The sequence below is a fragment of the Spiroplasma syrphidicola EA-1 genome (assembly GCF_000400955.1).
GTDB lineage: Bacteria > Bacillota_I > Bacilli_A > Mycoplasmatales > Mycoplasmataceae > Spiroplasma > Spiroplasma syrphidicola.
Genome location: NC_021284.1, coordinates 146,920 through 171,381, shown reverse-complemented (window position 1 = coordinate 171,381; position 24,462 = coordinate 146,920). Strand labels below are relative to the sequence as shown.

Genomic DNA, 24,462 nt, shown 5'->3' with positions numbered 1-24,462 from the left:
TGTTTTTCTATTTTATTATTTTATAAATTGTTATACATTTGATATCTGCAATTATTATAATCCAAATTATTAAAAAAGTTAAAATTTTTTTTAGAATGTTATAATTAGTTTTAGAGGTGAAACAATGTTTTTAACAGCTTTTCAAATGAAATACCAGACTAAATCAGTCAAAAAATTACCAAAAATAGTGAACTCTAATAAATGGCTAATTGTTGATATTCGGCCAAAAGAAGAATGAACCGAAAGTCATATTATTAATAGTATTAGCGTTCCTCATCATTTATTTAAACTAATCTATTATAAAAAAATCGATAAAAGTAAAAAGATTTTATTTGTTTCAAGCGCTGGGCATTCTCACCTAGATCTTTACAAATTACTACGTAAACATAATTTCAAAGTTTATATTTTAAATGGGGGATGAAAAAAAATTCATCAAACAGCTAACTTTGATGAATTTTTAACTTATAATCCGATTGATTAATTATGAATTAGCATTAATTGTTGCTAATTTTTTTTCTGGCCCATTAAAAATAACTTTATTTTGGGGTGGTAACATTCCTTTTTTTAATAATAACTCATTTATTCCTCATAACCCAAAGCTAGTTCCTAATACAATAAAAATACTAATCATTGTTTCAAAGTTTTCTTTAAAGGCAAAGAACATATAAGCAATATATGCTAATGATAAACTTAAGATCGCAATACTAAAGACAGCATAATATCATAATCCTTTAATTTTATTAACTTCAACTTTTCCTGTTTTACGATTAACACAAACAGCAACAATTAACATTAAATATAATACAAAAACTGTTAGCGATGTTGCATTTGAGAATGTATCAACAATAGCTAAAGCATCATGTTTAACTGGTAAACTAATCGCCATCATAATTGCCCCAACGGTTACTGTAACAGCAATTTGGACTGCTCCAATTACTCACATTTTTAGTTCTTTTTTTCCTAAGTAAATTAAGTTTTCTTCACGACTAGCTTGCATTGAAGCTGGTGCTACTAATGTCATTGCATGTAAACTCATTAGTGCTGTAATAACAATAAATCAATTTAAAATTTTACTTCCAATCCCCGTCCCAAGAACATTATTAAATAAACTGAAAACACTTCCATCGTTTGTTCCTAGAAATAACGAGATAACTTCTAACAAGTAAAAGATTGTAATAAAAACCATTGCTGCAAATAAAGCTTTTGGAACAACATTTTTATTGGAAACTTCTTTTTGTAAACTGGCTCCATAAATAAAACCATCAAAAGAAAATAAGACAGGTAATAATCCCATAAAGAAATTTCCAAATTTTATGTCTTTAAAAGTATCAAAAACATTACCATCAATTGGATGAATAAATCCAATAAATAAACTAACTAATAACGGAATAAATTTAATAAAAGTTCCGATTGTTTGGATTGCCTTCCCTGTTTTACGGAAAAAGATGTTTGACAAGGCAATTAAAATTAGAAAAATAAAGCCGACAATAACAGTAACAATATTTTTCGTCTCCTCACTGACATTTTGTAAATTAAGGGCTATAAACATGGCATTAACACTAAACATTGCAAAAAATGTTAGTAGTGTTGGAAAGTATAAAAATATATAAAAAATTGCATAATAACTGGCCACTTTCCGACCAATAAATAAATTAGCTCAACTAGCTAAGGTCCCATGACCTGATTTTGTATTTGCTGAAGATACCTCAATAAAAACCATAATCATTGCCATCCCCAAGATTCCCACTAAAATTCATAAAGCAATTGCTAAAAATGGATTTTGTGTGAAACCTAGAACATGACCTGGTTCATTATCATTTTTAAGATAAATTCCAATTCCGATTGTAATCCCAACAGCTGTTGAAAAAACTGATAAAAATTCAAATAATTTAATGTGTTTCTTGGGTTTACCCATCATTATTTCTCCTTATTCTTTTTTTCGTTAATTTTTAATACATATTGCGTATTATTATAACATAGTTTATTTTAAATTATTATAATATTTTGTCTTTATTTCCCGGAATAAGTGGTTAATTCCTGATTTTGAAATCTCGAGATTTTCTTTTTCAAATAATAAATTTGATAAATCTTGTAGTGACGAATCTGGATTTTCTAATCTTAACAACGCAACTTTCTGAGTATTATGACCTAGTAAATTAAAAAAATTGTGCTCAATTAAATAATTAATCATCGTAATTTGTTCTTCGGCGGCTTTAATGGCCTTTTGCTGATTTGAAATTTCAATATTATTCAAACGATTAATACTATTGGTAATGTCGCGAGAAATCCGTGTATTTTCAAACTCTAAAACATTATTAACGGCATCAATTAATTTTAAAAAGTCGGAAACTAAAATTGCTTTTTTAATATAGCAAACATATTTATCATTACGTTTAATAATCCGAAAAGAAAAATAAAATTTAGTTAATAGTCTTTTAAAGGCTAGAGCTGAAGCTTCTTCTAAAAATTGAACTTCTAAATGATAATTACTAGTTTCTGGGGAATTAACGCTCCCACAAGCAATAAAAATCCCGGCAATATAGGCCCGCACTTCCCGCTCTGATCAATCACTATTTGGGGCAATATTTTTTTGATTAGTTTCAAAATTGTAAATATTTAAATCTGTCAAAATTTTAACGGCATCTTTTTTAATTTTTAAAACAAATGTTTTTGTTTTCTTAAGTTTATTGGACTGAATAATAATAACTTCAATATCTGTTTGATATAAATTTTTTAAAAAACCATAAACCATCCGGATAATTGAATTACTAATCGAACTGACTTCAAAATTAAAATAATTATTATTTAATTTTAAATTCATATTATATTTAATAAAACCTGATAAAAAAGATTTTTGACTAGCTAAATCAAAGGATTTTTTACTAATTTCTTCTTTTACATTTAGCGCAAAACTCATTTTTTCCTCCTTTAATAGTCCTTTAACTATTAGTTTTATTAATTAACCTTTTTGTTTAAATTCACGAACTTCTTCCTCAACATCTTGTAATGGTTGTTCATTATTATCAACTAGCCGAACAACAACATTTGCTAATTTAATTACTACTTCGTGTGCAATTGCGATTTGCATATTTTCAAACAATTTTGCGGCTTCTTCAACATAAGCATGTAAAGGATTAGTTTGGGCATAACTACGTAGGTAAATCCCACTACGTAATTTACTTGCTTGATCAATATGTTTAGTTCAATAATTATCAAAAGCCATAATAATTGTATTGCGTTCAATTTGAATCATAACTTCACCGGGAACATCATTAATCCGCGCTAGATAAAAATCATACATTAAATTGCTTAAATGTTTTGCAACTTCATTACGATTCATTTTTTCTAAATCTTCTTTAACTAATGTTCCAGGGGCAATAACTTTACCATCAACCCCTTTAATTAATTCATCATAATTGATAAATCATTCACCATGTGATTCATTCCCAAACATCCGTGTTAAGTCATATGCAGCAGAATATTGCATTTTTTTAATAATTGGTTTTAATTCATTCACCGTTAAAATTTGATCACGACGTGAATACATTGCTTCACGGTGTTGTGCTAAAACATTATCATAATCTAAAATATGTTTTCGTTGATCAAAATTCATTCCTTCAACTTTTTTTTGGGCATTTGAAATTGCTCTTGTTAGCATTTTTGACTGAATAAAATCAGTTCCTAAACGACCAAAAATTCGACGCAATCTTTCGCCACCAAACCGTAACATTAGATCATCATCCATTGCAACATAGAAACGTGAAAACCCAGCATCTCCTTGTCTTCCTGAACGACCACGTAACTGATTATCAATCCGACGAGCTTCATTTCGCTCAACTCCAAAAACAGCTAGACCACCTAACTCTTGCACTCCAGATGCTAACTTAATATCAGTTCCCCGTCCAGCCATATTTGTTGCTAGGGTAATTGCTCCTTTTTCACCAGCTTTAGCAATAATGTCAGCCTCACGTTCATGGTTTTTCGCATTTAACATTTCAAATTTTAAATTAGCTTTTTGTAAATAATGAGAAACGATTTCTGATGATTCAACAGAAGTTGTCCCAATTAAAATTGGTTGCCCTTTTTCATGCAATTTAATAATTTCTTCTAACATTGCATTCATTTTAGCATCACGATTTGCAAACATATAATCTGGTTCATCTAACCGAACTAATGGGCGATTAGTTGGTACTTGGATAACACGCATATTATAAATTTTAACAAATTCTTCTTCTTCAGTTTTAGCAGTCCCTGTCATCCCACTTAGTTTATTATATAAACGGAAAAAGTTTTGATAGGTAATTGTCGCCATTGTAATTGTTTCTTGTTCAATTTCAACATTTTCTTTTGCTTGTAATGATTGTTGTAAACCATCACTATAAGCTCTTCCGGGCATTAATCGACCAGTAAATTGATCAACTAAAACAATTTCCCCATTTTGGACAACATATTCAACACCATTTTTAAAAACAAAATTAGCTTTTAAAGCATTTAAAACTAAGTGATATAATTCGGTATTTTGAATATCAAAAAGTGATTTAATCGAAAAAGTTTTTTCCGCTTTTTTAATTCCCGTTGGGGTTAGATAGACTTGTTTTGTTTCTAAATCAATTTCTAAATCTTCATCCCGGTTTAAAACTTTGGCAAAATTATCAGCAGCTAAATATTGTGGCGTACGATTTTGACGACCCCCCGAAATAATTAACGGCGTTCTTGACTCATCAATTAAAATTGAATCAGCCTCATCAATAATCGCATAATTTAAGCCACGTTGGACTTTATCTTCAAAGCGTTTAACCATATTATCACGTAAATAATCAAATCCCAATTCGGCATTTGTTGTATAAGTAACATCCATACTATAAGCTACACGTTTTTGTTCTTTACTTAAACTTCTTAAGTTTAACCCCACTGTTAAACCTAAAAAATTAAGAACTTCGCCGTTAATTTCTGAGTCCCGTTTTGATAAATATTCATTAACTGTAATAACGTGAACCCCTCTACCATCAAGGGCATTTAAATAGGTTGGCATTAAAGCTGTTAGGGTTTTTCCTTCCCCGGTTTTCATTTCTGCCACATCCCCTTGGTGTAAAACAATTCCCCCAATTAATTGGACACGATAAGCATGTAAGTTTAATAAGCGGCGTGCTGCTTCACGAGCTACGGCAAAAGCATCAACTAATAAATCGTCTAATGTTTCCCCATTCTTTAGGCGGTCTTTAAACTCGGTTGTTTTTGCTTTTAACTGTTCATCTGTTAAGCCTTGCATTACTGTTTCTAATTCAAAAATTTTATCAACAGTTTTATTATGTTTTCTAATTATTTTTTTATCGCTTGCTCCCATTTATACTTCTCCTTAAATTTTTAGCTTATATTTATTAAAATTGGTGTTAATTCAACCATTTTTATTCTATCATAAAATCAGTAAAATCTAGTGTGGGAAAAGAGAATAAAATAAAACTACACTGGTAAATTAGTGTAGTTTTATTGTTTTATTTATCTTGAACAGCAGCAATTCCTGGTAAGACTTTTCCTTCCATATATTCTAAACTAGCTCCTCCACCAGTTGAAATATAAGTAAATTTATCTTTATAGCCTAATTGAATTGCAGCAGCAGCAGAGTCTCCTCCACCAATTAAAGTAAAGGCATCAGTTAGATTAGCAATTGCCGCACAAACTGCTTTTGTTCCTTTATTATAGTTTTCAAATTCAAAAACTCCCATTGGTCCATTTCAAACCACTGTTTTTGCATCTTGCAATTCTTTTGTAAATAATTCAACAGTTTTTGGCCCAATGTCTAATCCCATGTAACCATCATCAATGTTGGCATCAGGAGTAATTTTTCCTTCCACATCAGCAAATTCTGGTGCTTCAATATTATCAATTGGTAAAATAATTTTATCTTTCCCTTTTGCTAAAAAGTTTTTTGCAACTTCAATTTTGTCATTTTCTAATAATGATTTTCCAACTTTATCACCTTTGGCAACAGCAAAAGTATATGCCATTCCTCCACCAATTAAAATTTTATCAGCTTTATTTAATAAGTTTTCAATAACATCAATTTTATCTGAAACTTTTGCTCCCCCAAGGATAGCAACAAATGGTTTTGCTGGTTGATCAACTCCTTGTGATAACATTTTTACTTCTTTTTCAACTAAAAATCCTAAACATGATTCGGCAATGTTTGAAGCAATTCCAACGTTTGAAGCATGCGCACGGTGGGCAGTTCCAAAGGCATCATTAACAAAAACATCCCCTAGACTTGCTCAATATTTTCCTAATTCTGGATTATTTTTACTTTCTCTTTTTGCTGCTGCTTGCCCTTTATCATCTAAGCAAATTTGACCATTGCCATCAATAATATCAGCAAAACGAGTATTTTGGAATAAAATAACTTCTCCATTTGCCATACTATTAATTGCTTCTTCTAATTCTGACCCTTCAAATGTTGGGACAAATTTTACTGTTTTATTTAATTTTTGTGCTAACACATCAGCAACTGGTTGCATATCTAATTTTTTTAAATCTTCTTCAACTTTTACTTTCCCTAAGTGTGAAAATAAAATCACTTTTGCTCCGTTTTCAATTAAGTATTGAATTGTTGGTAAAGCGGCAGTAATTCGATTATCATTTGTTACTGTTCCATTTTTCATTGGAACGTTAAAATCAACACGAACTAAAACTTTTTTCCCACTAACACTAACATCTTTTAATTCTTTTTTTGCCATAAAAAATTCCTCTTTCTCTCTTCTTTTAATTTTTCTCTTTTATTTTAACACTAATTATTTAATTTCCTTATAAATTATCAAGATATTCAACCGCAAACTGTCCTGCCTTTGAACCATCACTAACTGCTGTTGCAATTTGGCGTAGTGTTGTATTTGTCACATCCCCTGCTGCGAATAAACCTGGGACTTTTGTTGCCCCTTTGCTATCAACAATAACATAATTATTTTCATCCAAAACATCCATTTTTTCTAAAAATTGGGTAATTGGGATTGAACCAATATAGGGGAATACGCCACTAACTGCTAATTCTTTAACAGCATTTGTTTTAACATTTTTAACAACCAAACCAGTTACTTTTTTACTTTCGGCCCCTTTAATTTCGGTTGATACTGTATCAACGACAAACTCAATTTTAGGATTATTTTTAGCTTTTTCAACAACATTTTTATCAGCGCGGAATTGATCACGGCGGTGAATCAAGTAAACTTTATTAGCAAACTTTGTTAAATACATTGCTTCTTCTAAAGCCGCATATCCACCACCCACAACAGCAACATCTTTGTCTCTAAATAAGGCTCCATCACAAACCGCGCAATATGAAACTCCCATCCCATATAAATCTAATTCCCCAGGAATTCCAATTTTTCGTTCAACTGTTCCTGTTGCAACAATAACGGCACGAGCATAATAACTTTTTTCTGATAATGTTACTAATTCAAATAAATTAGTTGCGGGGTCTTTTTTCACTTCTGTAATTTTTTCGCCAACATAAGGAATTTGTAATTTTTGTGTTTGTTCAAACATTTTATAAGCCAAATCTGGTCCTAAAATTGAATCAAACCCAGGATAATTTTCAATCTCACTTGTCTTAGTTACTTTTCCACCGGGAGCCCCTTTTTCAATCATTGCAATTTTGGCCATTGCCCGGGCAGCATAAATTGCTGCAGTCATACCAGCTGGTCCAGCCCCAATAATTAAAATATCATAAATTTCATTAGTATTGTTTTTCATATAATCATCCACCTTTTCTTCATTTTTTAACCGAAATAAATTGGGCAAAAAGCACTAACACTGCCCCTATTAAAATCATTAAACTAATAATAACATAATCTAATACCCGCGCATTTTTAATAAATAAATCTTGATCTGTTCGCTGTAATTCTAAAATCAGACGAATAATATTATAACCAAAAATATACAATCCTGCTTGGACCCCACTACGTAAAATAATTAAATTATGGGGATTTTGAATTTTTTCTAATTTCTCGCGATTTGATCTAAAAGTTTGTTTAATTCTCGCACCCAAATATTTTAACCGAATTTTAAATCGTTCTCAACGGGGTACCTTATAAATGTTTTTAAAATAAATTTTCTTTAAATTTTCTTGCTGTGATAAATTCCGTACCGTTTGTTGGTCAGGATGGACATCATAATACCATTTATCTCAAACCCCTTTGTACGATAATGTCGCAAAATCTGGCTCCCGTTTTTTAAATTGTCAGTAGTAACTATAGCGAAATATTGCCGGAACTAAAAAGACAATTACAGCTCATAACATCACATTAGCAAATGATTCATATAAGAAAATTGGTTGAAAATATTGAATTTTATTTCAAAAATCAGGATTAGTTGGATCAAATGGAATATGCCCTCCTGCTGTTATTACATTTGTTTGTGGATCAATAATTCCATTTGGATCTATATATCACTTAAATAAATTATCCCGAATAAAGCTTGGTAACCACATTAAGGCACTACGATCAACTGGAGCTCCCAATAATTCGTGGTTAAAAAAGTTCCCCCAACGCCCTAATGCTTGGGCTATTAAAATATTAGGAATAATTAAGTCAGCATAAACTCAAATTGAGATATTATTTTTTCGAGCCTCATAGCCAAATCATCCTCAACCAGCAATTAATCCGAATAATAACCCCCCATGAATACTCATTCCCGGTAGTCAAAACATAAATAACTGATAAAACTGGACAGGGTGAATAATATCTAATTTCCCAAAAATACTGGCCCCAATTAAAGCAAATGGAGTTAGTAAAAAAATCGCAATATAAAGGCCTTGTGTTGGAATATGACGCTTTTTAAAACGAAATCATGAAATTAAAATCGTAATTAAAAAACCACAAAAAATAAAAAGTCAGTATGGTCGAAACCACCCTCAATACATATCCTGAGCTACTCAAGTTGATAAATTCACTTAAAAATCTCCTCTATTCTTCTGAATATTTTTTAAACTGTTGTTCTAATAGTTTTAGGGATGAAAAACCAGCTTCTTCTAATTTTAGTTTTGAAACAGCAGTTTCCACTAACTCACTAACACTACGCCCATAAGTAACTGGAATTTTAATAATTGGTACTTTTGTTTCAAGAATTGTTGTATAGTTATACTTTGCCCCTAAACGATCAATTGTTTTATATTCTTCATTATCTAATAAAATTAATTCAATTACCAAATCAACGGTTGTTTCTTCTAATAAGATTTGTAAACCATAGATTTTACTTAAATCTAAAATTCCTAATCCTCTTACTTCAATTAGGTTTTTTAGAATTTCATGGGAACGGCCAAAAAGTTTATTATTACGTTGTTGGATAACAATGCGATCATCACCAACAAACAAGTGGTTTTTTTTCACCAATTCTAAGGTAATTTCTGATTTCCCAATTCCGGATTTCCCAATTAGTAATACCCCTTTTCCAAAGATATTAATTAATGAGCCATGTTCTTCATATGTTGGTGAAAAATATTCATCAAAATATTCTAACAAAGTTTGGTATAACCGACTTGTTGTAATCCCGGTTGCTCTTGCTACTGGACACTGATGTGTTCTAGCAATTTCTAGTAACAGTGGATCAGTAAACTTTTCTGTTAAAATTACCAACGGAATATTTTCATTTAAAATAAACTCATAACGCGCACGGCGGATTTCTTCACTTAAAGTTTGAACATACATTTGTTCTTTGTTTGATAACAAAATTACCCGGCGATTTAAATTATCTTTTTCCGGGTCAAAACCAGCTAATTCTAGTCCTGGGCGATTTATCCCATATACTTTAATTTCCCGGCTTAAATTATCAGCTCCTACCAATAATTCATATTTAAACTTATCTATAATATCTTGCACTGTAAACTTTGCCATTTTTCCACCTATTCTGCCCTTTTGTTTCTACTTATATGTTCTCATTATTCCGCTTCAATTTCAAGAATGATATCTCTTAATTCTGCCGCCTTCTCAAAATCTAATTTTTCACTAGCTTCATACATTTGTTTGCGTAAATCCTGTAATAATCCTTCTTTTGCTGTTTTATATTCTTTTGAGTTTTTATTTTTAATTTTATGTAATTTTTGATCTTGCATCCGAATGTTAGTATAATCACGAATTGCTTTAATAATCGTTTGGGGAATAATATCATATTTATTATTATACGCTTCTTGAATTGCCCGACGACGTTGTGTTTCTTTAATCGCTTGGACCATTGCATCAGACATTGTATCAGCATAAAGAATAACATGCCCATGGGCATTACGTGCTGCGCGCCCAATTGTTTGGATTAAACTACGCGTATTACGTAAAAACCCTTGTTTATCAGCATCTAAAATACAAATCAACGAAACTTCGGGAATATCAATTCCTTCCCGAATTAAGTTAACCCCAACTATACAATCATAAACCCCTTTTCGCAAGTCTAATAAAATTTGACTACGTTCTAATGTTTTTAATTCACTATGCAAGTATGCTACTTTAATATCTTGTTCTTGTAAATAACTTGTTAAATCTTCAGACATTCGAATTGTTAAAGTGGTAATAAATACCCGTTCATTTTTTGCTCGCCGTTCTTTAATTTGGGCAATAATATCATCAATTTGCCCAACCGTTTGTTTTACTTCCACAGTTGGATCTAATAATCCCGTTGGACGAATAATTTGTTCAGCAACTTGTTGATGGGCTAATTCTAATTCATACTCCGCTGGTGTCGCTGAAACATAAATTGTATTTTTTAATTTACCATTAAATTCTTCAAAATTTAATGGGCGGTTATCTAACGCACTTTTTAAGCGAAAACCATAATTAACTAAGGTTTCTTTCCGGCTTCGGTCAGTATTATACATTGCTCTAATTTGCGGAATTGACATATGGGATTCATCAATAATTGTTAAAAAATCATCACCAAAAAAATCAATTAAAGTATAAGGTGGTTCACCTTCTTGGCGTAAATCAAGATGACGAGAATAGTTTTCAATCCCGGAACAAATCCCACTTTCTCGAAGCATGTCTAAATCATATTCTGTTCGTTGTTTTAACCGTTGCGCTTCGACATTTTTTCCTTCTTGTTTTAATTCTTCCAACCTTACAACCAATTCTTTTTCAATTAACTCAATTGCTTTTGTTAACCGTTCTGGGGAAGTAATATAATCCTGGGCCGGAAAAATTGTTAAAGTTGATAACCGTTGGGTCACATCCCCATTTAATCCATCAATATAGCAAATGTCATCAATTTCATCCCCAAATAAATCAATCCGAATAAAGGTTTTAATATTTCATCCCGGAACAATTTTAATAACATCACCCTTTGCACTAAAAGTTCCTGGAATTTGTTCAATATCATTACGAACATAACCAGACGAAACTAAATAATTTGTTAATTGTTTTTTCCCAATTTTTTCCCCACGATTTAATTGAAAAAATGATTTTTTATACTCATTGGGATCTTGGGCCCCATAAATTGCCGCCACAGATGCAACAACAATAACATCTTTACGAGTAGTTAACGCATTAAAGGCACTTAAGCGCATCATATCTAATTCCATATTTTGTTTAGCATCTTTATCAATATATAAATCTCGACTCGGAATATAAGCTTCTGGTTGATAAAAGTCAAAGTTAGAAACAAAATATTCAACCCGATTATCAGGAAATAACTCTTTTAATTCAACATATAATTGCATTGCTAATGTTTTATTATGGGCCATTACCAATGTTGGTTTATTATAGTGTTCAATAATATTAGCCATTGTAAAAGTTTTCCCAGTTCCGGTTGCTCCCAGTAATACTTGGTTTTTTTTATTATTTTTAAGTCCTAATAATAAATTTTCAATTGCTTGTGGTTGATCACCTGCTGGTTGATAATTGGAAACTAACTTAAACATTTCTTCACCCCTTCACTAAACCTCTTAAATATATTTTACCTTAACAATTGTAAAAAAAATAAGTCTTTCTTCGTAGACTTATTTTTTCATTAATTTAATTAATTCCTTAATTTTTTCATTATATTGTGAATAAACATCTGATAAACTATTTTTATTTACAACAGCTGCAATCATATTGGCAATTAATTCCGCAATTGAAATAACTTCTAACCCCTCAAAACGACGTTCAGGAGCAATATCAATTGTATTAGTTACAATAACTTTTTTAACAATACCTTCTTGAATTAACGCTGATAATCTTTCACAAGCTGGTGGTGAAAAGACCCCATGACATGCTAATAAATAAACTTCTTTTGCTCCATTTTCTTTTAATGCTCGTGCGGCATTACAAATTGTTCCCGCTGTATCAATCATATCATCAACAATAAAACAAACACGGTCTTTAACATCCCCTAAAACAAATTGGACTTCACTAACATTTGGTTGTGAACGTTTTTTATCAATAACAGCAATGTTAACTGGTAAACCTGTCAATTTATCGGCAACTTCGCGAACACGAACTAACCCACCATGGTCAGGTGAAACAATTGTAATTTCTGAAGTAATTTCATCTGCTTCAATTTCCCCAATAATTCTTTTTACAAATTCTTGAGTTGAACGTAAATCATCAACTGGAACATCAAAGAATCCCATTGCTTGTGGGGAGTGAAGATCAATTGTCATCACTCTTGTTGCTCCTGCTGTTGTAATCATATTGGCTACTAATTTACAAGTAATTGGCTGACGTCCTTTTGCTTTTCGATCTTGGCGCGCATAACCAAAATATGGAATAATAACATTAATACTATTAGCACTTCCTCTTTTTAAAGCATCAATTGCAATTAATAATTCCATTAAATTTTCATTAACTGGGTTTGAAGTTGACTGGATAATATAAATATCCTTCCCTCGCACTGAATTGACCGCTCTTGTCAAAATTTCCCCATCCGCAAAACGAATAATTTCCATTTCTTCTCTTTTAATATTTAAAATTTGGCAAATTTCATCAGCTAATTTCCCACTAGCTGATAAGCCATAAACACTAAAATTCTTATTTTCCACCATTAAAATATTTACTCCTTTTTTAATATTTAGTCCTTATTTTTATTATATAACTTATCTTTTCGTAAATAAAGAAACTTTTTAAAGAAATTGCGAAAATAAGATATAATATTTTAAAGTAGGTGAATGAATGGATAAAAATGCTCAAGCAAAAGATATTATTGATAATTTACGCCCTTATATTAATCAAGATGGTGGGGACATTGAATTTGTCGAATTAAAAGACGATATTGTCTACATTCGACTTGGGGGAGCATGTGTAAACTGTGGATTAATTGATATGACAATTAAAGACGGCGTTGAACAAATTGTTAAAAATGAATTACCCGAAATAAAAGCAGTGGAAGTTGTAATGTAACTTTCCCCTGCTTTTTTTAATTAACAAGTAATGTCTTCAATTTGATTCACTCTACGGGCATGACGACCTTCATCAAAATTTGCTTTCAAAAATGCTTCAACAATTCAGACTGCTTTTTGATTAGCAATCAAACGAGCTCCTAACGCTAAAACATTAGCATTATTATGTTCACGAGCTAATTGGGCAGTTGTTGTTTCATAACACAATGCTGCACGAACTCCTGGTACTTTATTAGCAGCTATTGAAATCCCAATTCCAGTTCCACATATCACAATCCCTAAATCAGCGCCACCGTTTGCCACCATTTGACCGACTTGATGACCAAAGTCTGGGTAGTCGGCTGCTTGGCCTTCATTAGTCCCAATATTAATAACCTCATAACCATTATTAGTTAAGTAAGTGACAATTTCATTTTTCATCCCTACCCCTGTATGATCATTTCCAATCGCAATTTTCATTTCTTTTCCTCCTGATTACTATTACCTATAATATAACATATTTTTTCTTGAACTTATCCTGATGTAATAATATCTAAAATTTTTTGTGGACTCATTGGTGTTACTGTAATAATTAACCTGGCATTTTTTTGAATCACAACATACAAATTACCTTTTAAATCATCCAATTTAATATATAAATGATCTCTTGTTTCAATTCGATCTGAAGAATTATCAATCATTTTAATTATTTTTTCTTTTACTATTCATTCATTTTCATTTTTAAAATCAGCAATACGCTCTTTAATTCTTTGTAAACCATGATCAGAAAAAGCTAATTTATGCTGGTAGTAATATCCCATCTTAAAAAACTCCTTTTATAATTTAATATAATTATACCGGATAATTAAAATAAGGTCGCTAATAGCAAAAGAAATATTGAAAAATATAAAAGTTTTCTTTACAGATACAGGGCTATTTGTTATAATCATTCTGGGTCTAATAGTTAGCAGGAAAGAAGGAGAAAACAATGGCAAATATTAAGTCACAAATTAAAAGAGTTAAAACTAATGAAAAAGCTAATTTAGCAAATAAATCTTTTAAATCATCAGTTAAGACGGCAATTAAAAAAGCAGAAAAAGCCCTTGTCGAAAATGATGCAAAAGCAAATGAATTAGTAAATGAAGCAGTTAGTTTAATTGATAAAGCAGTTACAAAAGGAATTTATCATCAAAATAAAGCTTCAAGATTAAAAAGTAGTTTAATGGTAAAAGCTAACTAGGATTAAAATTAGATTAGTATCAAAAATAAAAAAAAGTTCAAAATTGAACTTTTTTTTATTTTTCTGATGGTGGTTTAAATGGTGAACTATCATCTTTAAATTCATCATCAAACAATGTTGGATCCATTTCATATTTTTGACCACTCATTTTAGCCATTACTGCTTTTTGATATTCTTCATTTGCACGTACTAATTTTTGACGATCTAAACGTGGCGCATAAATACATAAAGCTAATGTTAATAAAACAGCGACTAATGAAATTGATAAAGCAACAATACTAAAGATTCGTAAAGCCTGGTAACGGGCACTACCACGAATTAAACTAATAATTTCATTTAATAATTTTGGTAATTCAGGTGAGGGCATAACTGTCCCGCCATTAACCCCATCTTTTGACATTCCTAAACCATTAATAAGATTATCTAATGTACTTGGAATTAAAAGTGGAACAATTGTTAAGGCTGCTCATGCTAATAAAACAGCTGATAGAACTACTGATAAAATTCGGACAGTATAATTATCACGACGGAATTTTTTTGCGCCTAATAATTCATACCCTAAAAATAATCCTGGTAAAATTGGCATAAAAATATTAAATAACGGTGGTGTCCCTGGTGCAACACCAAATTTATACATTAAACTAGTTAAAAAATCATAACCTAGTTTCCCAGCTTCTGATGGTGGTTGTCCTGGTCCCCCAATTCAAGCTTTGCTTTCATTATGTCATGTTCAAAATCCACCTTCTGGATAAACTGTTATTGGTAAAAAATTCCCTAAGGCTCATACTAAAACCAATAAAGCTGCCGCAAAGATTACAAAACCAGCCACAACTTTTTTCATTAAAAGCATATACTTTGGCTTTGTATTATATGGATAAAAACGTGGATCAAGTCGAGGATGAATTGGCATATCAGCCATTTGTTGCATCATTTTACTCATATCCATTTGTGATGGATCAAATTGGGGCATTCCTGCTCCCATTCCAACAAATGGTGCTGCTCCTGGTGCTTGATTTGCCTGAGCAGGTTGGACCGGAGATTGCAGCTGACTACCGCTAAGTTCTCTTGCTTTTGCTAATGATTCTTCTTTATTAACAAAATCAGTTGTTTTATCAATTATTTCTGCTGAAATTGTTACTTCTTTGATAATATCATCACGATCAAATTTAAATTTTTGATTAATATACTGTACAAATTGGGCATGATTTTCATCTAAATCACTAAATTTGGCATTATCTTTTTTTTCAATTTTTGCTGATTCATTTGTGATATCAGCTAAAACTTGAGCAAACGCAACAGTGTATTTTTCACCATCTAAATCTGCCGCAAAATCTTTTTCTAAAGTTAACAAATTGCAAATTTCTTGAATAACTAATTGCTTAAATTCCTTATCAATAATTATTTCTGCTTTTAACGTATCGTTCTGAAAGGTATGATACAAGCCATAAACAGTCTGGGCATACAATTTCTTTTCTTTCATTTTTTCACCTCACTAATTTTGATAATAATTGCAAAATAATTAACGATTAATATTAAATAATTTAATAAAATACAAATCACTATCTATTTCTCTGTTAATTATACCTTTTTTAATATTATAATCAATTGAAAATAAATTTAATATTAAATCGTTTGCTTTTTTCAAACTAAAATTAGAAAGAATTTCTGATATTTTTTTTACTCGAAAGGGATGAACTTTTAATAAATTAGCAATTTCGGATGGTGATTTTTTTAACATTGATAAAACAATGATATCACGGGTTAAAATAACATTATTGCTAATTAAGGCAAGCAAAGCAACATCGCTTAGTCCTCGGGCTTTTAAATAATGATAATTACTTAAAAAGTTATTTAAATCATTCGCTAATAAATAGTTTACAACTTTAAAAATATCAGTATCAAGGTACTTTGTTAAATTATGTTCAATTAATTCTTTGGTAATGTTCTTACTAATCAATAATAACTTATCAAGTTCATTCTTAATAATATACAAATTATTTGGGAGATATTCAACTAAGCTATTAATTAATTGATCACTAATATTAGCATTATTTTGTTTAATATAATTAGCAATAAATTTTGTTAATTCATTATAAGATAAGTTAATTGCTTTTAAAACACTAGTTAATTCCAACATTTTTTTGGTAATTTTCAACCGATTACTAATATTATTTACTGGGCAAATAAAAATGATAAAGGTATTTGGGTTTGGGTTTTCTAAATATTCAATTAATTTTGGTAAGTAATCTTTGTTATCAATTTTTGCTTTAATTTTTTCTTCAGTTAAGAAATAACTGTCGTTAACTAAAATAATCCGTTTTTCGGCAAACATTGGAATTGTATTGGCATCATTTAAAATATCTAACAGTGAATCTTCTAAATAACTGTATTCATCAAGACTATATTCCTCATCTATATTAATTTTTTTTAAAATTTTTTCTTTTTGCAAATTTATTAAATATGCATCTTCCCCATAAATTAAGAACATGTGATTACCTCTCTTAAGATGTTTTTTATATTATATCCTACTATCTTAAAAATTAGTAACCTTGGCTTTGAAATTATTGAAAAATTGGACCTGTAAATTTTGTTCACCATTAGTTTCATAATACTTACAGCCAACACTATCAAGATTTTTCAATGTTTGAGGGGCTAAAATTTTTTTATGCGGTCCATCAGAAATAAAACAAATCTGAGGTTTAATTTTTTTTAAAAATAAAATATCTGATGAAGATTTAGACCCATGATGAGCTACTTGTAGCAAATCAATTTGGGGTAAAGATAAATCCAACATTTTAAGTTCTTCTTCTTTTGTAAGATCTCCCGTTAATAATACATTGTATTGATTAACTGTTACTAAAATAACCAAAGAATTAGCATTTTCATTTTCTGCCCCCACTGTTTTATGAAGCACCAAGAATTCTAACCCACCAAATTTTCAATAGTCTCCTCCCGTTTCGTTATCAATTACTTCCCCCATATAAAAATTAGTTTTTACTTGTGCAAGATTATTATAGTGGTCTAAATGATTGTGGGAAATAAAAACAGCATTAATAACATTAATTCCTTGTCATTTCAAATAATCGCGGACGAGATTTTTACTTTTACCAATTTCGACACCAACATCAAATAAAACAGTTTTAAAATTTAGCTTATCGTTTATAACAATCGCTTGACCATTACCAACATTAAGCATGGTCAAACTATAACGAGGGCTGGCCATTCAGTTTAAAAAAATTAGGATAGTACTAAAAAATAATAATCCTATCATACTAAGTTTTTGTAAATAACCACTATTTAAATATGTAGTAATCAATAATCCATAATAAATTCATACCAATCAAAAATTAAAAGCTCCCGTATGCCAGACAAGATTAATTTTGAGCAATACTGCCGAAAAATTATTCAGGACAAAAAAGAGGCCTTGATAAATAATATGTAATGGTTTAATAAAGATGATCATATAGCTAAAAAGATAAGTTAATTCAATAACCGGCGTTAATATAATTGTGAAAAAAATGCTCATAAAATTAATAGTGTAATTATAATAAGCCGTTAAAATTCAAGTAACAAGAAAAATAATTAAATTATATATTAAGATTTTTTTGAATAAACCTAAGTGTCTTAATTTTGAATGGACTACTATTAGAACATAAGAAATTGTAAAACTAAAAGTAAAACCACTATTTAAAAAGGCGTAAGGTTTTAAAAATAGCACAAATAATAATGTAACTGTTCAAATTATTTTTTTATTAATTTTATCTCATCGCCTTTTATTTTTTAAAGTCAGCAAAAATAAAAAAACACCAGCTCGTAAGCTTGCTAAATTAAAATTTAAAAGGTAAAGATAAAAAAACACTATCAAAAAGGATATTAGAAAATTATACTTAAAACGAAAAATTTTACAACAAACAGTATTGATAATTCAAAAGAAAAGATTAATATGAAAGCCTGAAATAACTAATAAGTGAATTATCCCTAGTTGCACAAATTTTTCATATAATTCATTTACCCCTTTTGTCTTGACCCCAAAAAAGATCAATTGAATAAAATCAAAATTATTTTCATCCCTTAACAAATAACGTTGAATAATTGCCCGTAAACCATAACTACTATTCTTACCAATAATCTTTGTTAAATTAAACTGCACAGTTATCCCCTGTCCTTCTAATCATTTTGGTTGGCTAAATTCATAAATATTAACAGCACTTTTTATCTTAGTAAAATTTCCATAAGCACAAACATTATCATCTAAGTGAAAAACTTCTTGGGTTGATAAATAAAACCTGTGCGTCCCAGCTTTAATAAAATAATATCCTTCTCCTTGATAAATAATTTTAAAATTAAGTTCTTGATTTTTATTTAGGCTAACCGGTGGTGCAAATTTTAAAATCATTAAATGAATTATAAACAGAAAAATAATAATTAAAAGTCAGTAACTTTTTGTACTTGTGAACAAAATACTTAAACTTAAAAAAGGAATCGGAACAAAAAACCAATAATTATTTTGAATAATTGCTAGCCCGAAAAAAATGGCAAGAAAAACGTAATTTAAATAAGACTGTTCTAATTTGCTTAAGCAATTTTTTAAAAAACACAAAACATTTTTAGCAGCGTAAAATATTTTTTATATCCTCCCTTTAAGTAATCAGCTAAAAGCCTTTCATAATTAAGTCCTGGGGGTTTAATTAATTCTAAAATATTATTACTAATTATTTCTGGAATATTAACTTGTTCTAAATCAGCTTTTGCTAAACTTCGAAGCGGAATTCATTGAATATATTTAGCAATTGGTGTTAATTTAACGGTTATGCTTTCCGTGATTTTTTTATCTAAAGTATTCCCATTAATCTTTGCAAAATTATTGAACAAAAAATGATGGTTAATTAAAATTGTTTTAAGATCTTCCCCAAGATTATAAGGTTGTAAAATAATCGGTTTCGGAATAATCTCTTCATCAGTTAATGGTAAATTATATTCATTAAGAAAATTAATTTGATATTCAACTAAATTAATTTCTTTTGACCTAGGGTTATTTGTTTTATTCATTTTACTAAAAATAAAACCTCCTAAAGCAACTAATAATACTAAACTAAAAAGTAAAAAATAAAATCAGCGTTTCTTAATATTCTCACCTCATTAAGTTATCCCAAAATAATTCATTTTTTCTTTTAAAAAAAGAAAAGTTTTGTTAGAAATAACAAAACTTTTATCATTAATTTTTTCCAGCAATTAAAACATTATAACGATCAACAAGATACTCATCTAATTTCGTTACTGTAAATGGTCCATCCGCTAATCCTGGTTTTGATACATATTGCCCCTTTTGGTCAATTGTACAAACCCCAGCACTAATTTTTTCATCAGTACATAGTTTTCCAACTGGAACATAGTTTTCTTGGTAATTAACCATTTCTCCTGAGTCAGGGTCAACATCATCTTGATAATAACCATAATTTGTTTCAAAATCCATTGTTTGTTGATATGGTGAAGTATAACCTAGTTCTTCTGATAACACATTACTATTTTGAACAATGTAATTCATAAATTTATAAGCTAATTCTTCATTACCAACTGAGTTTGATAAAACCATATTATCACTTCAAATGTTAGTTCCTTCAATTTGATTTGCTTTTCCTGTTGATGTCGCATTAGGGTGAACAATCATAATTTTATTATTGCTTGCTTCTTTACCACTAGCTGCAAATAATTGGTCAGCATAAATACCGTCCCCATTATACATAAAGGCAAAATCAAATTCACCATCTCCAACCGCATTAATTAATTCATCGTTCATTAGAGCAACATTATTATATTTAAGCAATGTTTCTAAATCTCGGAAGTCTTGATCAGCTTGCGCTTTTGTTGTTGGAATTGGGCTAAAGTAATTTTTTTGATTTGCTAACATAAAAATATTACGGTAATCATTATTTAATAAGACTTTTTTCTTATTTTGAGCTGCTTTTCATAAAACATCTCATGACAAACCGTTTGTTTCAACCTCATCATATTTAACCGTATTTAAAACATACTGGCTACGACCATCAACTCATGGTTGTTTAGTTATCCCATATTTTCCTGTTACTGTTGATGGTAATTTTTGATTTAACTCATCAAAGATTGATTGTAAAAACTGTATATTGCTATCTGTTGGGCGAATTAACAGCGATACATCTCCTCAAAAATAGGGAATACTATAATTAGCAATCGTATTGTTATTTGTATTATTGGCATCGTCCAATACACTGACAGTATTTTTGTTTAAAATACTTAACAAACCATTATTTAATGATGCAACATTATTTTTATTTAAACAATATGCCACTTCGGGATTAGGATTTTCAACACATTGTTGATAAAATTCCGGGTTTGCTGTTTTAACAACATCAATATCAATATTTTTATCATTAAATAACTTATTACCAATTTGATACCCTGTCATATCACCGTTAAAACTTGAATTTGGTTTAATAATATTAAAGTCTTTATTAACAGCATTTAACTTTACATAGTCAATTGGTTTAATTTTATTGGTTTCGGCAAACTTAGCAACCATATAGTCACTTGGCACCATTACATCATATCTTGTTGTATATAATTTATTATCTAATGTTTCATTACTATCATAAACTGTATATTTTACTTTAACATTATATTCTTTTTGAAAATTAGTTAATAGTTCTGGGGTAATGTATCCCCCTCAGTTCGCAACAATTAGATCATAGGTATTATTAACAATATAAACTCCTGTTAATAATCCAATTGACCCCACCGTTACTAAAGTTAGGGATAATGGTTTTCAGCTTTTTGCCAACCAACGGAAATTTTTCCGTGATATTTTACTGATATTTTCTTTTTGTTGCTGACGTTCAATAAAACTTTCACGTTTATTTTTAACTCACAGTACAGCCCGTTCATATTTATTTTCCCAACGAATAATTTTTCAGCGCAAAGCTTCTTTTTGTTTTTCCGTTTTAAAAGTATTACGATTTAAACAATGATATCAACGGGCTAATTTAATTTCATAGCGCATGATATCTTTATCTTTATACGTTCCTTTTAACATTTCTTTCCGGAATTTTTCATGTTGAATTTTATACAAATTTCAACCATTTCAACCGATAATAACAAAACCAATAATTGCGATACAAATCGTTCCAAAAGCATTAATAAATGGTTTGATTCGTTTCATTGTATAAATGAAAGTCGCAACGTTAACATCAGCACCCCCGGTAAAATAAGAAATAATGAAATCATCAAAACTCATCGCAAAAGCAATCGCTGCTGCCGCAATAATGGCTGGTTTCAATACCGGTAAAATTACTTTTCGTAATGTTTGTGATGGCTTCGCCCCTAAATCTAATGATGCTTCAATTAATTTCGGATCAATTTTTCGTAAGCGGGGTAACACTGTCATAATTACAAAAGGAATATCAAATGAAATATGGGCTAAAACTAATGTTAGTAAACCAAAATTAGCTCCCATTGCAATAAATAACATCATTAAGGCAACCGCTGTAATAATATCGGCATTAATTAATGGAATATTAGTAATCGACAAGGTCATTTTTTGTGTTACTTTTCGCGCTTTACTCAACCCTAACGCTGCAAATGTTCCAATAATTGTTGAAATAATTGTTGCTATCACGGCGACAAAAACTGAGACAATAATACTTTGTAAAAAGGCTTGTTGGTGAGCTAATTCTTTATATCAGCGATCAGAGAAGCCATTAAAAATACTCATACTTTCCCCACTGTTAAATGAAAATAAAATTAAAATCATAATCGGAACATAAATAAAAAGCATTACTATCCCCATATATGAAGATTTAAGAAAGTTTTTCATATCGACGCCCCCTTTTTTTTGTTTCAAATTGTTTTGAAATTCATCCAGAAACAACTATTAATAAAAAGACTACTAAGGCTAAAACAACAGAAATCGCTGCTCCTAAACCAAAGTTTCCTCCTTTAAAGAAGTATGATTCAATTACCTCAACAATCATACTAATTTGACCATTCCCCATGAATTTAACAATTAGTAATGAAGTTGCAGCTTGAACTAATAATAATGTTCCCCCCGCTAAAATTCCAGGAATTGAATGGCGGAAAACAACTTTTCAAAAAGTTTTAAATGAATTGGCCCCTAAATCACGTGACGCTTCAATTAAAGATTTATCTATTTTATCTAAGCTATTATAAATTGGTAAAATTACAAAAGGTAAAAAGGCGTAAACCATCCCAATGACAATTGAAACCGGTGTTCCTAATAATCCTGGCGCAATTAAATTAAATAATGTTTGTAACCCAATGATTTTTAATAACATGTTAATTCAAATTGGTAGCGTTACTAAAATTCAAATATTTTTTGATAATAATTTTGAGCGGCAAAAAGCCATCACATAGGCAACTGGGTAAGCAATAATAATTGCAATAATTGCGGCAATAAACGAGTAGCCTAAGGCTAATAATAATGAAATAACAAAGGCTTTTTCCGAAAAAAAGTTAACAAAATTTTCAAAGTTTAAGGCAAATACTAAATTATTCCCCGTTGGTTGAATAAAAGAATAGAGTAAAATTATTAATAATGGAATCAAAATTAGTAGAATCATTAAAACTAAATATGGTCATAACAATGGATTAAGACCTTTTTTAAATCATTGGCTTTTTTTAACTTGATACGAAACTGTTAAACTTTTTCCACGAAATCAAGCAGCAGTTTTATGAAAACCATTCTTAATACTACGATTAACTTTTTTTGTTGTTTTTTTTATCTTTGTTACAAAATTATTTCCTTTTTTATTTTCCATCACAATCCTCCTTTCAATTTAATCATCAATTTCTTTTCACATTACATGAATATCTTCAACATTTCAGTGTAAACCAACTTTTGTTCCCTCATCAACTTTATCAGTTGAATGGATTAAAAATTTTCGTTTTGGACATTGAACAATTATTTCTCAATGAACCCCTTTAAAAATTATTTCTTCAACAATACCAGTGAAAAATCCTTTTGTTGGTGAAACAATATCAATATCTTCTGGACGAATAATTATATCAATTTGATTACTATCTTCCCCAAATCCACGATCAGAACAAACGAATTCTTTATCATCAAAAGCGACTAAATTATCACGAACAAAAACAGCATTAGCAATAATATTTGATTCCCCAATAAATTGAGCTGTTCAAATATTTTCTGGTTCATTATAAATTTCTGTTGGTGTCCCAACTTGTTGAATGGCCCCTCCGTTCATTACAATAATCCGGTCTGACATACTTAACGCTTCTTCTTGATCATGGGTAACCAAAATAAAAGTAATCCCAATTTCTTCTTGTAAGGCTTTTAATTCCCCTTGCATTTTTTTCCGTAATTTGACATCTAACGCTGCCATTGGTTCATCTAATAATAAGACTTTAGGACGATTAATTAAAGCTCGTGCTAAGGCAACTCGCTGACGTTGTCCCCCTGATAACTGTTCAACGTTCTTATCTTCAAACCCAGCTAAACCAACTAGATTCAAAAACTTTTTAACTTCCCGTTCAATATAATCATATTTTTTTCGTTTAATTTGTAAGCCATAGGCAATATTATTAAAAACATTTAAATGTGGGAAAAGCGCATAGTTTTGAAAGACAGTGTTGATTTCCCTTTTATGAATTGGAGTTTTTAACAAATCTTTTCCTAAAAATAGTAACTCCCCACTATCTGGTTGTTCTAAACCTCCAATAATTCTTAACGTTGTTGTTTTACCACACCCTGATGGTCCTAATAACGTTACAAATTCGCCTTCCTTAATATTTAAATTAATTCCTTTTAAAACTACCTTCCCTTCATACTGTTTTGAAACATTACGTAGTTCTAAAATATTTTTTTCCATTTTTGTTCCCCCTTAACTTA

21 protein-coding genes are annotated in these 24,462 nt (G+C 30.0%); 3 read left to right on the top strand and 18 right to left on the bottom strand.

What is annotated here, in order from left to right; all coding sequences use genetic code 4:
- The first annotated feature begins 124 nt into the window (after nucleotides 1-124).
- Nucleotides 125-481 (top strand): rhodanese-like domain-containing protein, encoded by a 357-nt coding sequence (locus SSYRP_RS00740; protein WP_016340405.1) that lies wholly within the window; start codon nucleotides 125-127, stop codon nucleotides 479-481.
- Here SSYRP_RS00740 and SSYRP_RS00735 read toward each other — a convergent pair whose 3' ends face one another.
- The 9 genes from SSYRP_RS00735 to SSYRP_RS00695 form a co-directional block, all read right to left on the bottom strand.
- A complete protein-coding gene (locus tag SSYRP_RS00735; protein ID WP_041614423.1) occupies nucleotides 482-1,915 on the bottom strand; it encodes an APC family permease in 1,434 nt (477 codons plus the stop codon). It abuts the gene before it with no gap.
- Nucleotides 1,916-1,981: 66 nt separating this feature from the next.
- Entirely contained in the window at nucleotides 1,982-2,917 is a 936-nt protein-coding gene (gene whiA, locus SSYRP_RS00730; protein WP_016340403.1) for a DNA-binding protein WhiA, read from the bottom strand.
- Nucleotides 2,918-2,959: 42 nt separating this feature from the next.
- Nucleotides 2,960-5,344, bottom strand: coding sequence for a preprotein translocase subunit SecA (gene secA, locus SSYRP_RS00725; protein WP_016340402.1), 2,385 nt, complete (start codon nucleotides 5,342-5,344; stop codon nucleotides 2,960-2,962).
- 148 nt (nucleotides 5,345-5,492) lie between these two features.
- Nucleotides 5,493-6,728: a phosphoglycerate kinase gene (locus SSYRP_RS00720; RefSeq protein ID WP_016340401.1), complete on the bottom strand. Its 1,236-nt coding sequence runs from the start codon at nucleotides 6,726-6,728 to the stop codon at nucleotides 5,493-5,495.
- A gap of 67 nt (nucleotides 6,729-6,795) precedes the next feature.
- A complete protein-coding gene (gene trxB, locus SSYRP_RS00715) occupies nucleotides 6,796-7,740 on the bottom strand; it encodes a thioredoxin-disulfide reductase (protein ID WP_016340400.1) in 945 nt (314 codons plus the stop codon).
- Complete coding sequence (locus SSYRP_RS00710) at nucleotides 7,724-8,938, bottom strand: prolipoprotein diacylglyceryl transferase (RefSeq protein ID WP_016340399.1); 1,215 nt, start codon at nucleotides 8,936-8,938, stop codon at nucleotides 7,724-7,726. Before SSYRP_RS00710 ends, trxB begins: the two co-directional genes overlap by 17 nt.
- 13 nt (nucleotides 8,939-8,951) lie before the next feature.
- Nucleotides 8,952-9,878, bottom strand: a complete 927-nt coding sequence (hprK, locus tag SSYRP_RS00705) for an HPr(Ser) kinase/phosphatase (protein ID WP_016340398.1) — start codon at nucleotides 9,876-9,878, stop codon at nucleotides 8,952-8,954.
- A 44-nt stretch (nucleotides 9,879-9,922) separates the two neighbouring features.
- Nucleotides 9,923-11,887, bottom strand: coding sequence for an excinuclease ABC subunit UvrB (gene uvrB / locus SSYRP_RS00700; RefSeq protein ID WP_016340397.1), 1,965 nt, complete (start codon nucleotides 11,885-11,887; stop codon nucleotides 9,923-9,925).
- A gap of 78 nt (nucleotides 11,888-11,965) precedes the next feature.
- Nucleotides 11,966-12,991, bottom strand: coding sequence for a ribose-phosphate diphosphokinase (locus tag SSYRP_RS00695; RefSeq protein ID WP_016340396.1), 1,026 nt, complete (start codon nucleotides 12,989-12,991; stop codon nucleotides 11,966-11,968).
- A 127-nt stretch (nucleotides 12,992-13,118) separates the two neighbouring features.
- Here SSYRP_RS00695 and SSYRP_RS00690 point away from each other — a divergent pair, with 127 nt between their 5' ends.
- Nucleotides 13,119-13,346: a NifU family protein gene (locus tag SSYRP_RS00690; protein ID WP_016340395.1), complete on the top strand. Its 228-nt coding sequence runs from the start codon at nucleotides 13,119-13,121 to the stop codon at nucleotides 13,344-13,346.
- A 20-nt stretch (nucleotides 13,347-13,366) separates the two neighbouring features.
- Here SSYRP_RS00690 and rpiB read toward each other — a convergent pair whose 3' ends face one another.
- Together rpiB and SSYRP_RS00680 are read right to left on the bottom strand one after the other, a co-directional pair.
- Nucleotides 13,367-13,804 carry a ribose 5-phosphate isomerase B gene (gene rpiB, locus SSYRP_RS00685; protein WP_016340394.1) on the bottom strand — a complete coding sequence of 146 codons (438 nt, stop codon included), beginning with the start codon at nucleotides 13,802-13,804 and terminating at the stop codon, nucleotides 13,367-13,369.
- A gap of 53 nt (nucleotides 13,805-13,857) precedes the next feature.
- The gene (locus SSYRP_RS00680) at nucleotides 13,858-14,145 is read right to left on the bottom strand and encodes a hypothetical protein (RefSeq protein ID WP_016340393.1); all 288 of its coding nucleotides are present in this window, start codon (nucleotides 14,143-14,145) and stop codon (nucleotides 13,858-13,860) included.
- A 167-nt stretch (nucleotides 14,146-14,312) separates the two neighbouring features.
- Here SSYRP_RS00680 and rpsT point away from each other — a divergent pair, with 167 nt between their 5' ends.
- The gene (gene rpsT / locus SSYRP_RS00675; protein ID WP_016340392.1) at nucleotides 14,313-14,564 is read left to right on the top strand and encodes a 30S ribosomal protein S20; all 252 of its coding nucleotides are present in this window, start codon (nucleotides 14,313-14,315) and stop codon (nucleotides 14,562-14,564) included.
- A 55-nt stretch (nucleotides 14,565-14,619) separates the two neighbouring features.
- Here the strand turns inward: rpsT and SSYRP_RS00670 are convergent, their stop codons facing one another.
- The 7 genes from SSYRP_RS00670 to potA form a co-directional block, all read right to left on the bottom strand.
- Nucleotides 14,620-16,044 carry a hypothetical protein gene (locus tag SSYRP_RS00670; RefSeq protein WP_016340391.1) on the bottom strand — a complete coding sequence of 475 codons (1,425 nt, stop codon included), beginning with the start codon at nucleotides 16,042-16,044 and terminating at the stop codon, nucleotides 14,620-14,622.
- Nucleotides 16,045-16,083: 39 nt separating this feature from the next.
- Nucleotides 16,084-17,052: a DNA polymerase III subunit delta gene (gene holA, locus SSYRP_RS00665; RefSeq protein ID WP_016340390.1), complete on the bottom strand. Its 969-nt coding sequence runs from the start codon at nucleotides 17,050-17,052 to the stop codon at nucleotides 16,084-16,086.
- A 45-nt stretch (nucleotides 17,053-17,097) separates the two neighbouring features.
- A complete protein-coding gene (locus tag SSYRP_RS00660) occupies nucleotides 17,098-18,960 on the bottom strand; it encodes a ComEC/Rec2 family competence protein (protein ID WP_016340389.1) in 1,863 nt (620 codons plus the stop codon).
- A gap of 191 nt (nucleotides 18,961-19,151) precedes the next feature.
- Nucleotides 19,152-19,613, bottom strand: a complete 462-nt coding sequence (locus SSYRP_RS00655; RefSeq protein WP_016340388.1) for a hypothetical protein — start codon at nucleotides 19,611-19,613, stop codon at nucleotides 19,152-19,154.
- Nucleotides 19,614-19,779: 166 nt separating this feature from the next.
- Nucleotides 19,780-22,410 carry an extracellular solute-binding protein gene (locus tag SSYRP_RS00650; RefSeq protein ID WP_016340387.1) on the bottom strand — a complete coding sequence of 877 codons (2,631 nt, stop codon included), beginning with the start codon at nucleotides 22,408-22,410 and terminating at the stop codon, nucleotides 19,780-19,782.
- Nucleotides 22,394-23,371 (bottom strand): spermidine/putrescine ABC transporter permease, encoded by a 978-nt coding sequence (potB, locus tag SSYRP_RS00645; protein WP_016340386.1) that lies wholly within the window; start codon nucleotides 23,369-23,371, stop codon nucleotides 22,394-22,396. The genes SSYRP_RS00650 and potB overlap by 17 nt, the downstream gene beginning before the upstream one ends.
- Nucleotides 23,372-23,389: 18 nt before the next feature.
- Nucleotides 23,390-24,442, bottom strand: coding sequence for a spermidine/putrescine ABC transporter ATP-binding protein (potA, locus tag SSYRP_RS00640; protein WP_016340385.1), 1,053 nt, complete (start codon nucleotides 24,440-24,442; stop codon nucleotides 23,390-23,392).
- Nucleotides 24,443-24,462: the final 20 nt, after the last annotated feature.